Genomic DNA, 12,660 nt, shown 5'->3' with positions numbered 1-12,660 from the left:
GTTTCCGGTTTATTTCCCGCATGAGGTTGGGGACGCCAGTTGCGGCAGCTTTGCCCGATAAACCGATCCTTCAGCCTGGGGTAGACACAATGCCCCACCCCTGTGGGGATAAAACGGCTGCCGTCCCAGATGTAATGAAGGCGGAAGTGGTCACAGTTACCGCATATGCTGGAGTAAAAATAGCAATTTTGCTGCATCGTATCACCTCATAAAACATGATAGTCGTAAAATGACTAAAAGTCAATAGTCATATAAAGACTATTGTAGAATAAATGCGGGTGATGGCTATGCAATTCAGAAGAATTCGCGACCTGCGGGAGGATAATGACCTGACACAGACCCAGGTGGCGGAGTTTTTGGGCGTCAAGCAGACGACCTATTCCAAATATGAGCTGGGAAAGATTCTGGTGCCCATTGATATCCTGATTCAGCTGTGTGAGTTTTATCACGTCAGTCTGGATTATCTGGTGGGAAGAAGCGACCAGAGATGAGCGGAGGGCGCGGTGCCCTCCGTTTTTTAAAATTTTCCCACCCATGCAGCAACTCAGCGCCCTCATACGTCTAATAGACAGAGAGGAAGGAGGTGGCACCATGGCTCCGAAATCCAACCGGCCGGTGGATTGGGAGGCTCTGGTCACAGACCATGAGCAGGTCCTGTACCGGGCCGCCCTGGCCATCCTGGGAGACCCCCAGGAGGCGGAGGACGCCGTGCAGGACGCCTTTTTGAAGTTTTTGGAGAAGGCCCCGGAGGATCTGGAGCACCCCGGCGCATGGCTCATGCGGGTGCTGGTCAACGGCTGCAAGAGCCGCCTGCGCCTGAGCTGGCGGCGGGTGGGGCCCCTGCCCGACACCCTCCCCGCCCCTCAGGAGGAGGAACGGGAGGAGCTGGAGGAGCTGTACGCCCTGTCCCCCGAGGACCGGGCGGTCATCCATCTGCACTACTACCAGGGGTACTCCACCGGGGAGATTGCGCAGCTGCTGGGCCAGCGGCCGGGGACCATTCGGGCCCGGCTGTTCCGGGCCCGGGGCAGGCTGAAGCGACTGCTGGAAGGAGAATTTTCATGAAATACTACAAAGAGTATATGGAACGGCAGCAGATGTCCCCGGAAGGACACCGCAAGCTGCTGGAGCTGGGGGAGCAGCCGCCCGCCCGGCGGGGGTCCAACCCCCGTCCCTGGAAGTGCTGGGGGGCGCTGGCGGCCTGCTGCGCCCTGGTGCTGGGCCTGGGGGTATGGCGGCTCACCGCCCCGGCAGAGGAGCCCCAGACGGCCTCCGATGCCCTGTACCCGGGCATCAAGGACCACTACGGCCCCGGAGAGGAGGAGCCGGAGGAGGGCTTTTTGGTGGAGGGGTCAGAGGGCGAGACCTGGATGCTGCCTTGCATTCCCTACATCAACTACCAGAGTGTGGAAGGACAGCTGGAGATGGACGGTGCCCCGGCCCGGTGGATGACGGAGGGCTCCTTTACCCGGGACCTGACCTGGGAGGACATCTGCACCATCTTTTGGGGAACGGAGGAAACAACGGAGAGCGGCAGCGCCGGGGGAACCACAGAGAACCTGCCCTGGATGCTGTTCTGGGAGGGCTACACCCTGACGGGAACGGCCCTCTATGACCACGGCGGCAATCTGCTGTGGGTGAACCTGTGGGGAGAGCATAAGGAGGCGGGCAGTTCCTTTACCCTCACCCTCCGCCCGGGAGAGCTGCCCTTCAACTGCGGGCTCTACTCCGATTTGGAGACCACGGAGGTCTTTGGCGTCCCCGTCACCGGCTGGAGCCAGGAGGAGAACGGCACCACGGTGTGCTGCAGCGAGTTTATGGCCGGGGACGTGGGCGTCCGGTTTGAAAACCGGGGGTCCCTCTTTGGGGAAGAGGACGGAGCGGGAAAGGCCCAGATCTTCAACGCCCTGCTGGTGAACCAGGCCCTGTCCACGGACGGGGGCTTTACCCTGGACCACCTGCTGACGGCGGAGGACGTGCCGGAGTGGCGGGAGAAGGAGTTTGCCTCCCTGGAGGCTGCCCGTCAAGAGGCCGACTTTGTCCCCTGGCTGCCGGAGGAGAACCTGGCCGGTTATGGGGAGTTCTATGGCCGCATGACCTATCAGGAGGGCCTGGAGCACACGCTGTACCTGCGGTGGAGCCGGGGCTATGACGATGTGACCATGATGATATACCTGCCCGAGGGGGAGACGGTGTGGGGCAACGTGGTGGATACGGATAAGCCGGAGACCTACGACGTGCGCCTCTATCCCGTCCCCCGGGCGGACAGCGTGCCCGAGGAGTACCGGGAGACGGTGGACAATCCGGTGTTTCGGGCGGAGGACATGAGCCGGGAGCTGGTGGCCGCCCGGGCCTACACCGTGGAGGACGCCGGGGACACCGACGGAGTGCGGATAAGTTTTTCCGTTCTCCACCCGGACAACACCCTGGTGCAGTATGACGCCAAGGGGCTCTCCGTGGAGGAGATGTGGTCCCTGGTGGAGCCCACGCTCCCCAAAGCCTGACTGGTAAATTTTAAATTTTCATGAATAGAAGGTTGTCCCTCTTGCCGAAACCGGTCGAAGCCGATATACTAAAAAAAGACACGCTCTGGGCGGGGTATAGAATGCCGGTGCCCGGAGAACAATCGAAACCAGTTGAACCGGAAACAGCAAGTAGGAGTGAGAGACTCTGGAAGAGCGATATATGAATGTGTCCCGGCGGGAGGGCCGCGCGCCCCAGCGCAGGCCCCAGCCGGCACAGCGGCCCAAGGCATCCAAGCGGCCGCGGAGGCGTTCAGGACCCAAGGCGGTCTTTTGGGCCTTCTATAAATTCCTGGTGGTGGTGTCCGCCCTGATTGTGGCGGTCTATGTGGGGGCCAGTGCCCTCATCCGTCCCCCGGAGATTCCCCAGACCGGAAATCAGGGCGGTCAGACCGGACCCGTGGTCAATGTGGATGACAGCCAGGAGGTACAGGGCAGGCAGCGCCGGGACGGTGTCTATAACTTTGTCCTGCTGGGCAAGGATGTGGGCAGCGGCAACACCGACTCCATTACCGTGGTCAGCTACGACGTGCCCAACCAGAAGGTGGGTATGATCTCCATCCCCCGGGACACCGCCGTGGAGCGCACCTGGCGCAGCAATCCCAAGATCAACGGCGCCTTCTACGGCGCGGGGGCGGATGTGCTGAAGGAGGAAATTGAACACACCTTCGGCATCCCCATCGATTACTATATTCTGGTAGATCTGGAGGGCTTCGTGGCCCTGGTGGACGAGCTGGGCGGCGTGGAGGTCAATATCCCCCTGGATATGAACTACGACGACCCCTATCAGAACCTGCACATCCACTTTAAAAAGGGTACCCAGACCCTCAATGGCCAGGAGGCCATGGAGGTGGTGCGCTACCGCCACGACAACGAGAGCAGCCCCAACTACCACGCCAATATGTGGTACAGCGACGTACAGCGAGGCGAAATGCAGCGGCAGGTGCTGATGCAGCTGGCCAAGAAGGTGATCTCCTGGAACTCGGTGCCCAAAGTCATGTCCTTCCTTGACATCTTCAACAAGTATGTGAAGACGGACCTCTCTGCCACCGATATGGCCTACTTCGCCACTCAGGCCCTCCAGGTGGATATGGCCACCGGTGTGACCCAGGGCACCCTGGAAGGGGACGGAAACGCCACCTGCAAGGGCTACCGCTACTGCTTTGTCTATGAGGCGGAGGATATTCTGCCCGTCCTAAACGAGCAGGTCAATCCCTACAACGAGCCTTTGACCGAAGAGGATCTCCACCTGATGGTGCCGGACTGAGAAACCGGCCGGAACAGAAAACAAAACGCCCCATCCCAGACGGGATGGGGCGTTTTCATTGGTTTTATCAGTGGACGGTCAGTTCTCCACGCCCAGGGTCTGAATGAGCAGATTGCGCAGGGAAATGGCGCTCTGCCGGTTCATGACGATGGAGGCCACCTGCTCGGCGGCGGGGGTGGACACATTCTCCATCCCCTTGGAGGTGAAGGTGACGGCGTTTTCCATGTATTTGTAGGAGATGTCCAGGGTGACCTCCAGAACCTCTCCCTCCTTGTCGGACACCTTCCGGATGCCGAAGGTATTGGCGTACTCAGGCTTCATGCGTTCTCGCTCCTCTCAAAAAATGTGACGGTATAGCGCAGGGTCTCCTGTCCGCCGGGGGACAGACGGCGCACCCCCTCCTTGTCCTCCAGGCCCCGGCCCACAAAGTGGGCGTCCGGGAGAGAGGACCAGGGCTCGATGCACACAAAGCCCGTGTCAAAGGGCTTGTCCGGGGTCCAAAGACCCAGGTAGGGGAAGTCGGGGAAGTCCACCCGCACCCGCTCCCGGCCCGCCTTGTCCACCAGACTGGCCCGGCGCTGGGGCAGGTTGTCCACAATCACGGTGTCCAGGTGGTAGACGGAGGGGGTTAGGGCAATCCGGCCCTCCTCCAGGGGGAAGGAGGCCTCCTTGGGGGTGAGCAGGCCCGTGGGGTCCATGCCGTAGGGCTCCAGTGTCTCCGCGCCCTGGAGGCGGATGGAGTAGTCCGCCATGGCTTCCCCCGGCTCCAGTGGGGCCCGGTAGCCGTCGTGGCCGCCGAACTCATAGAAAAGCTCCCGGGCCGAGGGGTTCTCCACGGTGCAGGCCTTCAAAAGGCGGTTATCCTCCAGTGCGTAGGTAATGGTGAGGACAAAGGGGAAGGGATAGACCTTCCGGGTGGCCTCGCTGTCCGTGAGACGGAAGGAGACAGAGGTGTCACTCTGCTCCGCCACGGTAAACTCCGAGTCCCGGGCAAAGCCATGGGCGGAAATCGCATATGTCTCCCCGCCCAGGGTGTACTGCCCGTCCTTCAGACGCCCGATAAAGGGAAAGAGGTTGGGGGCGTGCCGCCCCCACACCGCGGGATCGGCCTGCCAGATGTACTCGGTGCCGTGGACGTCCTGCACGGAGGTGAGCTGGGCGCCCAGGGTGTCAATTTCCGCCCGCAGGCGGCCGTTCTGCAAGGTTACAGTCATGAATTGGGGCCTCCTTTCAGAAAGGTGCCGTTGAGCACCGCCTGGGTGAGGGTTTCCCCCTCGTAGCACAGCTTTAGGGAGAAGAAGGGAGTGTCCTCCCGGGCGATGAGGTCCAGGAAGATGGCGTCCCCCTCCCAGTGGGGCAGCTCCAACAGGCGGCGGCGGGGCAGCCATTCCAGCACGCCCTCGTCGCACTCCTTCAGCGTCCCCGTCCAGCCGTCGGCGGTGAACAGGTGCATATATTCCGTGGGCCAGCGGTCGGAGACAAAGGTGACAATGCCCCGGTAGCGGTAGGAGGTGAGAGTGAGGCCGGTTTCCTCCCGCACTTCCCGCAGAAGGCAGTCCTCCGGGCTCTCTTTGTCCTCGAACTTCCCCCCTACCCCGATCCACTTGTCCTGGTTCAGGTCGTTCTGCTTCTTAACCCGGTGGAGCATCAGATAGTCCTCGCCCCGCTGGATGTAGCACAGAGTGGTGTTGATCATCCCAGCAGCCCTCCTTGGTCAATGAGGGATTCGTCCACCAGGGCCACCTCTACGGTGAAGGTCTCCTCCCCGCGCCGGATGGTGAGGGTAATGAGGTCGCCGGGCCCCATGGACAGCTTGAGCCGGGCCAGGTCCTGAGTGGTGGTGACGGTCTGGCCGTTAGCGGCCAGAATAATGTCCCCCGCCTGAATGCCCTTGGCAGCGGCATCGCTGGCTTTGTCCACCGATATAATCTCCAGCCCGCCGCCGTCCAGCGCCTTGGTGGACACGGTGAAGCCAAAGACGCCGGTTCCCACCTCTTCCCCGGCAATCAGGGAGTCCACCACATATTTGACCCGGCGGGAGGGAATGGCAAAGCCCAGAGACTCCGCCGAGCCGTCATCGGTGACAATCTTGATGGTGGTGATGCCCACCACCTGGCCGTACTGGTTGATGAGAGCGCCGCCGGAGTTGCCGAAGTTGATGGCGGCACTGGTCTGGATGAGCACCATGGTGACGCCCTCCACATCCACCTCCCGGTCCAGGGAGGAGATGATGCCGTCGGTGATGGTGGAGCGGTAGCCCAGCGGGTCGCCGATGGCGGCCACCGGGTCCCCCACATGGAGCTGCGAGGAGTCACCGAACTCCGCCGGGGTGAGGCCCTGGGCGTCCACCTTCAGCACCGCCAGGTCTTCCTCCGCGTCAAAGCCCACCAGGCTGGCGGGCAGGACCTGGTTGTCGGAAAAGGCCACGTTGACGCTGTCAGCCCCCGCCACCACATGGGCGTTGGTGACGATGTAGCCGTCCTGGGTGAGCACCACCCCGGTGCCGGTGCTGTACTCATAGGAGGTCGTCGCCTCAATGGAGACGATGGAAGGGGCGTTCTTCTCATAAATCTCCCGGTAGCTTAGAGGGGTGTTCCCCGCGTCCCGCAGCTCCACCGTTACCCCGGTGCCGGTCTCGGAACGGGGAATGGAGGGGGGCTCGGTGCTGTGCTCCTCCTGACGGGTTTGCTCCCCTGAGGAGCCGCCCGGAGGGGCAAAAGAGGGAAGGGGCTGGTCCATCCAGCCCAGGACAGCCACCGACAGGCAGATGGCCAGAATCAGGGAAGTCAGCCCAACAAAGGCCGGCCAGCGACGGCGGCGCCGCCGGGTGGCCAGCTTGGGCCGGGAGCGGGAGACGGGGGGAATAAAGACCGCCGGCGGCGGCGTAAAGTCGGGCGCGGGCTGCTCCCAGGGGCCGCCCTGCCAAAGATCGTCGGTTCGATGGTCCAAAGAGACACCTCTTTTCGTGAGGAGTATGAAAGCTTGGGGGTAATTACGCCAAGGTAAACCTGGTGACACCGTCTTCACTGGAAACAGTAATGTTTGGTCCCGCCGGGAGATTCCCGGCGGGGACCAAAGAAAACATCACACAAACGTGTGCGTTCTCAGGCCAGCGTGAGGGTGAAGGTAAATTTGGTGACGCCGTCTTCACTGCTCACCGTGATGTTTTCCTTTAGATTGCCCAGAATAGTTTTGACAATATACAGGCCAAGGCCCACGCCGTCCCGGTCCATGGAGCGGGAGTAATCCGCCTTGTGGAACCGCTCGAAGAGAAGGGGCAGTTCGTCGGCCGGGATGGTGGCGCCCAGGTTGCTGACGCTGGTATAGGCCTTCCCGTCCTTCTTGGTGATCTGAATGGTGATGGCGGTGCCGGGGGTGGCAAACTTGGCCGCGTTATCCAGCAGGTTATAGCACACCTGGGTGATGGAATCCGGGTCGCCCCACACCATCAGCTTATCCTCGGGCATCTGCACGTCCACGTCCAGATTGCGCTGGGTGATTTTGCTCTCCAGGCTGATGAGCACCTGGGACATGATTTCCGTCAGATCAAACTGCTCCTGGGCGGTGATGGAATCCTCTGCCAGGGCGTTAAGCCGGCTGAGATCCAGCATCTTCCGCACCAGCCGACTCAGACGGCGGGTCTCCGAGACGATAATCTGTAAAAATTCCCGTTCCCGCTCCGGCGGAATGGTGCCGTCCAAAATGCCCTCGGCAAAGCCCGAAATGGTGGTCATGGGTGTTTTCAGCTCATGGGAGACATTTGCGATAAATTCCGATCGCTGGGTCTCCACCTTTTGCAGGGAGTTGGCCATGGAGTTGAAGGCCTCCGCAAGCGTGCCAATCTCGTCGCACCGCCCCTTGTAGCTGGTGACCCGCACGTCAAACTCGCCCCGTCCGAATTTTCGGGCGGCCTCCGCCATCTCATTCAGCGGCCTGGCCTGGTGGGCGGAGGTAATGGTACTGGCAATGACCGCGATGAGCAGCACCACCACCGCGGAGAAGAAGAATATGGTGGCCGTGGCCGCCCACATCTCCGACAGGCTGGAGGTATCCGCCGAAACCAGCACCAGCCCCTGGGCCACCGTTACGTTGCCCAGCGTGGAGGTGATGGGCAGACCGGCTACATACCGCCGCTCCGGATAGATGCCGTCCAGGCTGGTGATTCCGGTGTAAGAGCCCTTGTCCAGCACCTGCTCCACCACGGAGGAAGGAATGACGGTGTCTTTGTAGTCATAGAAGTTTACGCCGTCCGTGGCGTAAATAATACTGCCATCGGGGTTGGCCATGATCACATAGGAGTCGGAGATCAGGGCGATGGAGGCCACGTAGCTCTGGTAGAGCTCGTTGCGCACATTGAGAAACAACTGGTAGTTGGAGGCAGTGAAGTTGGCGATGTAGCCCGCATTGCGCTCCATGGACTCCCGCTTTTCCGAGATAATATAGCGGTAGGACAACAGCATGAAGGCTGTGGAGAGCAGCGTGAAGGACAGCACCATTACGCCTACCATCATGGCAAGCTGCCGTTTGTAAAGAGATTTCATGGTTCATTCACCTCGATTTTCCGTTCAGGAGGTGGATTCCGAATGTGGGAGGGTGGGCTTAGCCGGCGGTGCCCACTTCAAACTTATAGCCTACGCCCCAGACGATCTTCAGACGCCACTGGTCGCTTCGTCGCCGCAAGCGTCATATCCCTCCCGTCCGCCAAAGGCGAACGGTCGCTCATTCTGCTGCGGCTCCTCTCCGGCCCGCGCCCGCCTTGCTGGGCCGCGCGCCGGGATAACGGGGAATGGGAGGGCGTCAGCGACAGGGGAGGTCAGCCGGCGGTGCCCACTTCAAACTTATAGCCCACGCCCCAGACGGTCTTTAACCGCCATTGGTCGCTGACGCCCTCCAGCTTTTCCCGCAGGCGCTTGATGTGCACGTCCACCGTGCGGCTGTCGCCGAAGTAGTCAAAGCCCCACACCTCGTCCAGCAGCTGGTTGCGGGTAAAGACCCGGTTGGGCGCCGAGGCCAGGTGGTACAAAAGCTCCAGCTCCTTGGGAGGCGTGTCCACCCGCTGCCCGTCCACCAGCAGCTCGTAGGAGTCCAGGTTGATGACCAGCTTGTCAAAGGACAGCTTCTTCTCCCCCTGCTCCTCCTCCACGCCGGTGCGGCGCATGACCGCATGAATACGGGCCAGGACCTCCTTCATCTCGAAGGGCTTGACGATGTAATCGTCCGCGCCCCCCTCCAGGCCGGTGACCTTGTCCTCCGTCTCGCCCTTGGCGGTGAGCATGATGACGGGCGTCTTGTCGTTTTCCCGGATCTTTTTCAGGACTGTCCAGCCGTCCATCACCGGCAGCATGATATCCAGCAACACCAGGTCCGGCTGGAAGGAGCGGAAATACTCCACGCCCTTGCCGCCGTCCTTGGCCACCTTGGTCTCAAAGCCCTCCTTCTCCAGGTAGAGATGGAGCAGCTCCGCTATGTTTCCATCGTCTTCCACGATCAATACCTTTTTGGGCACAGTAATCCCCCGTTTCTGTATGGAATCCTTAGATCTATTATAACGCCAAACTCTTTGCTTGGGTGAATTTTTTGTAAATTACCGCCGGGCAGCTCCTTATTTACCCGCTACCCGGTTCTCCACATAGGAGCGGTCCACCTGAATGACCGGATAGTACCGGTCCGAGAGCTCTTTGACCCGCTGGCCCAGCTGGGATCGCACCTGACCGTCCGTGAGCCGGAAGCCGTAGGGCACCAGCACATCAAAGATTAAATTGGTGTGGCTGGGACCGGGAGTGATGCGGAAGTCGTGGATGGTAAGGGCGGGGTCGATCTCCCGGGCCAGAGCCGCCACCTGCTCCCGCAGCTGGGAGGTGCGCTCGTCGCACACCACCGGGTCCATGTGGATGACCGCTTCAATGTGGTGCTTGGCCTTCAGCTCCCGTTCAATGTGGTCGATGAGGTCATGCAGCTCCAGGAAGTTTCCATCGGCGGGCACCTCCGCGTGGAAGGACATCATGGCACGGCCGGGGCCGTAGTCGTGGTACACCAGGTCGTGGATGCCCAGAATGTTGTCGTGGGACATGACCAGCTCGTCAATGTCCTCCGCCAGGTCCGGGTCCATGGGCCGGCCCAGCAGGGGATCCAGCGTCTCACGGGCGGCTTCCCAGCCCGTTTTCAAGATGAGCAGGGCCACCGCCAGACCAGCGAGACCGTCGATGGGGAAGTTCACCCGGCCGCTGAGCAGGGCGGACAGCAGCACCACCGAGGTGGAGGCCACGTCGGACAGGGAGTCGGCGGCGGTGGCCTCCATGGCCTGGGAGCCGATGGCACGGCCCAGGGCACGGTTGAAGAAGAACATCCACAGCTTGACGGCGATGGCCGCCGCCAGGATGATCAGGGACAGGGTGCTGGCCTGGACGGGCTGGGGGTGGAGCAGGGCGTCTACCGCCGACTTGCCCACCTCGATGCCCATGAGCAGAATGGCCAGCGCCACAATAAGGCCGGTGACGTACTCCATGCGTCCGTGGCCGAAGGGGTGTTCCGCGTCCGCCTCCTGCCCTGCCAGGCGGAAGCCAATGAGGGTGACCACCGATGAGGCGGCGTCAGATAGGTTGTTGATGCCGTCGGCCACCATAGCCACAGAGGCAGTGGCCAGACCGGCGATGATTTTGCTGAGAAACAGCAGGGCGTTGAGCCCAATGCCTATGCCGCCCGCTACCGTGCCGCAGCGGCGGCGGACTGCGGGTGAGTTTGGATTGCCGTCCTTCAGACAGGCGTGAATCAGCAGTCGAATCAAATCGAATGCACCTCGGTTCCGAAAATTCAGCGGCCGAACCCGGCGAAAAACGCATAGAAATATTATCCCATTTGGGAGGTCGAACGTCAAGGGAAAGACAGTGTGTGACGCGGAGGGATCGCCGCCTGTTAACAAAAAATTAACACCGGTGTCATGAAATGGAAACCTTTCTGCTTTACCATACACTTGTACCCAGCCTTTCAAGATAATCTCCTTTTTCCCCTCTCTTTTTACACACACAAGAAAAGGGCTCCGACGGTTTGCCGGAGCCCTTTTCTTGCGTTTACAACCGTGGAAGACTGAAAGAACCTCGTAAATGAGCCGTTTTCCCGCATCGGTCAAAACCGGGGGATGAAGTTCACAAAAAGTTCACGAAGTGGACACGATTTTGCAATTTTTATTGACTATGCTATCATTGTACCCAGGAAGTACAGAACGATATCTCCCATTTCTCCCTCTCCTTTACAACAACACACACAGCAGAGGACCCCGGCTCCGTGCCGGGGTCCTTTGTCGCAGTTAGAGAAGGGAATTCACAAAACGTTCAAGAGGAAGACATGATTTTGCAAAAATTCTCAGGTATCCTAACATCGTACCCAGGAAGCAACGAACAATACCTCCCATTTCTCCCTCTCCTTTACAACAACACACACAGCAGAAGGCCCCGGCCCCGCGCCGGGGCCTTTTGTCGCAATTTGAAGGAGGAATTCACAGAACGTTCAAAGAGAAGACATGATTCTGCAAAAATTCTCGGGTATCCTAACATCGTACTCAGAAAGTGCAAACGATATCTCCCATTTCTCCCTCTCCTTTACAACAACACACACAGCAGAGAGCCCCGGCCCCGTGCCGGGGCTTTTTGTGTCCACCGGAATGAGAAGTTCACAAAACGTTCAAGAAGAAGACATGATTCCGCAAAAATTCTTGGGTATCATAATACCGTACCCAGGAAGTAAAGAACAATATCTCCCATTTCTCCCTCTCTTTTACAACACACACAGCAAAGAGCCCCGGCCAAGGCCGGGGCTCTTTGTGTGAAAATAAGCTGAAAATTCACAAATCGTTCACGAACGGGACACGATTCCGCAAAGTTTCTTGGTTATGATAGTACCGTACCCAGAAGATAAAACGATATCTCCCATTTCTCCCTCTCCTTTACAACACACACAAGCAAAGGGGCCCCGGCCAGATGCCGGGGCCCCTTGCTGTTATCCGTTGCGGCCCACCGCGCCGCTCTCCCGCTCCAGACGGTTCATCTTCCGCTTGCGGGCGGCGGAGAAAGCCAGCTTCTCCGAGAGGGCATCGCAGTCCCCCACCTCGATGGCCTGGCGGTACTGGCGCAGGTGGTCCTCCAGATGCTCCAGAGCGGCGCACAGAGCCGGGCGGTTCATGGAAAAGAGCTGCGTCCACAGCGGCACGTCCAGCGCCGCCACCCGGGTGCAGCCCCGGAAGGAGTCCCCCTCAAAGCCCTGGTACTGAAACAGGTTCTCATCGTCACACACCGCCACGGCGATGATGTGCATCATCTGGCTGGTGTAGGCGATGATGGCGTCGTGCTGCTCCGGGGTAGTCTTCACCACGTCGGCACAGCCTATATGCCGGGCCACCTGCTCCATGAGGGCGATGTGCTCCGGGCTGGACTGGCCGTTGGGGGTGAGAATGTAGTGGGCCTTGTGGAACATGTTGGGCAGGGAGTGCTGGATGCCCGAGGTCTCGAGACCCGCCATGGGGTGCCCGCCCACAAAGGACACCGTGTCCGGCAGCACCTTGGCAGCCTCCAGAATGGCCCCCTTGATGCCGCACACGTCGGTGACCATGGCGCCGGGCTTGAAGTGGTCCCGGTGCTTCTCCAGGAAGGACACAATGCCCCGGGGGTGCATGCACAAAAAGACCAGGTCGCCCTCCCCCAGTGCCCGCACCGGGTCCGCCTCCACCCGGTCCACCACGCCGTTTTCCACCGCGTAGCGCAGGGTGGGCTCGCTTACGTCCACACCGATGCGGTCGTAGCCGGGAAAGCCCTCCAGCGCCCGGGCCATGGAGCCCCCAATGAGTCCCAGTCCTACAATGACGATGTGCTTGCTCATAGC

13 protein-coding genes are annotated in these 12,660 nt (G+C 60.4%); 5 read left to right on the top strand and 8 right to left on the bottom strand.

Annotated elements, in window-relative coordinates:
* The first annotated feature begins 287 nt into the window (after positions 1-287).
* From AC3YUO_RS04215 to AC3YUO_RS04200, 4 genes are all read left to right on the top strand, one after another.
* Positions 288-491 (top strand): helix-turn-helix domain-containing protein, encoded by a 204-nt coding sequence (locus AC3YUO_RS04215; RefSeq protein ID WP_489961797.1) that lies wholly within the window; start codon positions 288-290, stop codon positions 489-491.
* A 100-nt stretch (positions 492-591) separates the two neighbouring features.
* The gene (locus AC3YUO_RS04210) at positions 592-1,065 is read left to right on the top strand and encodes an RNA polymerase sigma factor (RefSeq protein ID WP_489961796.1); all 474 of its coding nucleotides are present in this window, start codon (positions 592-594) and stop codon (positions 1,063-1,065) included.
* Positions 1,062-2,504 carry a hypothetical protein gene (locus AC3YUO_RS04205; RefSeq protein ID WP_489961795.1) on the top strand — a complete coding sequence of 481 codons (1,443 nt, stop codon included), beginning with the start codon at positions 1,062-1,064 and terminating at the stop codon, positions 2,502-2,504. Before AC3YUO_RS04210 ends, AC3YUO_RS04205 begins: the two co-directional genes overlap by 4 nt.
* A gap of 181 nt (positions 2,505-2,685) precedes the next feature.
* Complete coding sequence (locus AC3YUO_RS04200) at positions 2,686-3,789, top strand: LCP family protein (RefSeq protein WP_489961794.1); 1,104 nt, start codon at positions 2,686-2,688, stop codon at positions 3,787-3,789.
* Positions 3,790-3,867: 78 nt separating this feature from the next.
* Here the strand turns inward: AC3YUO_RS04200 and AC3YUO_RS04195 are convergent, their stop codons facing one another.
* The 7 genes from AC3YUO_RS04195 to AC3YUO_RS04165 form a co-directional block, all read right to left on the bottom strand.
* The gene (locus tag AC3YUO_RS04195; RefSeq protein ID WP_118641810.1) at positions 3,868-4,110 is read right to left on the bottom strand and encodes a hypothetical protein; all 243 of its coding nucleotides are present in this window, start codon (positions 4,108-4,110) and stop codon (positions 3,868-3,870) included.
* Entirely contained in the window at positions 4,107-5,003 is an 897-nt protein-coding gene (locus AC3YUO_RS04190) for an aldose 1-epimerase family protein (RefSeq protein WP_489961793.1), read from the bottom strand. Before AC3YUO_RS04190 ends, AC3YUO_RS04195 begins: the two co-directional genes overlap by 4 nt.
* A complete protein-coding gene (locus AC3YUO_RS04185) occupies positions 5,000-5,485 on the bottom strand; it encodes an NUDIX hydrolase (RefSeq protein WP_489961792.1) in 486 nt (161 codons plus the stop codon). The genes AC3YUO_RS04190 and AC3YUO_RS04185 overlap by 4 nt, the downstream gene beginning before the upstream one ends.
* Positions 5,482-6,738 carry a S1C family serine protease gene (locus AC3YUO_RS04180; protein WP_489961791.1) on the bottom strand — a complete coding sequence of 419 codons (1,257 nt, stop codon included), beginning with the start codon at positions 6,736-6,738 and terminating at the stop codon, positions 5,482-5,484. Before AC3YUO_RS04180 ends, AC3YUO_RS04185 begins: the two co-directional genes overlap by 4 nt.
* A 155-nt stretch (positions 6,739-6,893) precedes the next feature.
* Positions 6,894-8,330 (bottom strand): ATP-binding protein, encoded by a 1,437-nt coding sequence (locus tag AC3YUO_RS04175; protein WP_489961790.1) that lies wholly within the window; start codon positions 8,328-8,330, stop codon positions 6,894-6,896.
* A 272-nt stretch (positions 8,331-8,602) separates the two neighbouring features.
* Positions 8,603-9,295, bottom strand: coding sequence for a response regulator transcription factor (locus AC3YUO_RS04170; RefSeq protein WP_118641805.1), 693 nt, complete (start codon positions 9,293-9,295; stop codon positions 8,603-8,605).
* Positions 9,296-9,391: 96 nt separating this feature from the next.
* Positions 9,392-10,573, bottom strand: coding sequence for a cation diffusion facilitator family transporter (locus AC3YUO_RS04165; protein ID WP_489961789.1), 1,182 nt, complete (start codon positions 10,571-10,573; stop codon positions 9,392-9,394).
* Between the two features lie 732 nt (positions 10,574-11,305).
* Between AC3YUO_RS04165 and AC3YUO_RS04160 the strand changes: the two genes are divergently transcribed.
* Positions 11,306-11,611 carry a hypothetical protein gene (locus AC3YUO_RS04160; protein ID WP_489961788.1) on the top strand — a complete coding sequence of 102 codons (306 nt, stop codon included), beginning with the start codon at positions 11,306-11,308 and terminating at the stop codon, positions 11,609-11,611.
* Between the two features lie 170 nt (positions 11,612-11,781).
* Here AC3YUO_RS04160 and AC3YUO_RS04155 read toward each other — a convergent pair whose 3' ends face one another.
* Complete coding sequence (locus tag AC3YUO_RS04155; RefSeq protein ID WP_489961787.1) at positions 11,782-12,657, bottom strand: prephenate dehydrogenase; 876 nt, start codon at positions 12,655-12,657, stop codon at positions 11,782-11,784.
* Positions 12,658-12,660: the final 3 nt, after the last annotated feature.

It is taken from the genome of Pseudoflavonifractor sp. HNCC25GI2, from assembly GCF_058136395.1.
Note: the sequence above shows the minus strand (reverse complement) of the source record. Positions and strands in the feature narration are given on the sequence as shown.

Bases quoted from the DNA above. Each gene is read 5' to 3' on its own strand.
- AC3YUO_RS04215 (WP_489961797.1), top strand. From the start codon at position 288: ATGCAATTCAGAAGAATTCGCGACCTGCGGGAGGATAATGACCTGACA.
- AC3YUO_RS04185 (WP_489961792.1), bottom strand. From the start codon at position 5,485: ATGATCAACACCACTCTGTGCTACATCCAGCGGGGCGAGGACTATCTG.
- AC3YUO_RS04160 (WP_489961788.1), top strand. From the start codon at position 11,306: ATGATTCTGCAAAAATTCTCGGGTATCCTAACATCGTACTCAGAAAGT.
- AC3YUO_RS04155 (WP_489961787.1), bottom strand. From the start codon at position 12,657: ATGAGCAAGCACATCGTCATTGTAGGACTGGGACTCATTGGGGGCTCC.
- AC3YUO_RS04205 (WP_489961795.1), top strand. From the start codon at position 1,062: ATGAAATACTACAAAGAGTATATGGAACGGCAGCAGATGTCCCCGGAA.
- AC3YUO_RS04210 (WP_489961796.1), top strand. From the start codon at position 592: ATGGCTCCGAAATCCAACCGGCCGGTGGATTGGGAGGCTCTGGTCACA.
- AC3YUO_RS04200 (WP_489961794.1), top strand. From the start codon at position 2,686: ATGAATGTGTCCCGGCGGGAGGGCCGCGCGCCCCAGCGCAGGCCCCAG.
- AC3YUO_RS04195 (WP_118641810.1), bottom strand. From the start codon at position 4,110: ATGAAGCCTGAGTACGCCAATACCTTCGGCATCCGGAAGGTGTCCGAC.
- AC3YUO_RS04190 (WP_489961793.1), bottom strand. From the start codon at position 5,003: ATGACTGTAACCTTGCAGAACGGCCGCCTGCGGGCGGAAATTGACACC.
- AC3YUO_RS04175 (WP_489961790.1), bottom strand. From the start codon at position 8,330: ATGAAATCTCTTTACAAACGGCAGCTTGCCATGATGGTAGGCGTAATG.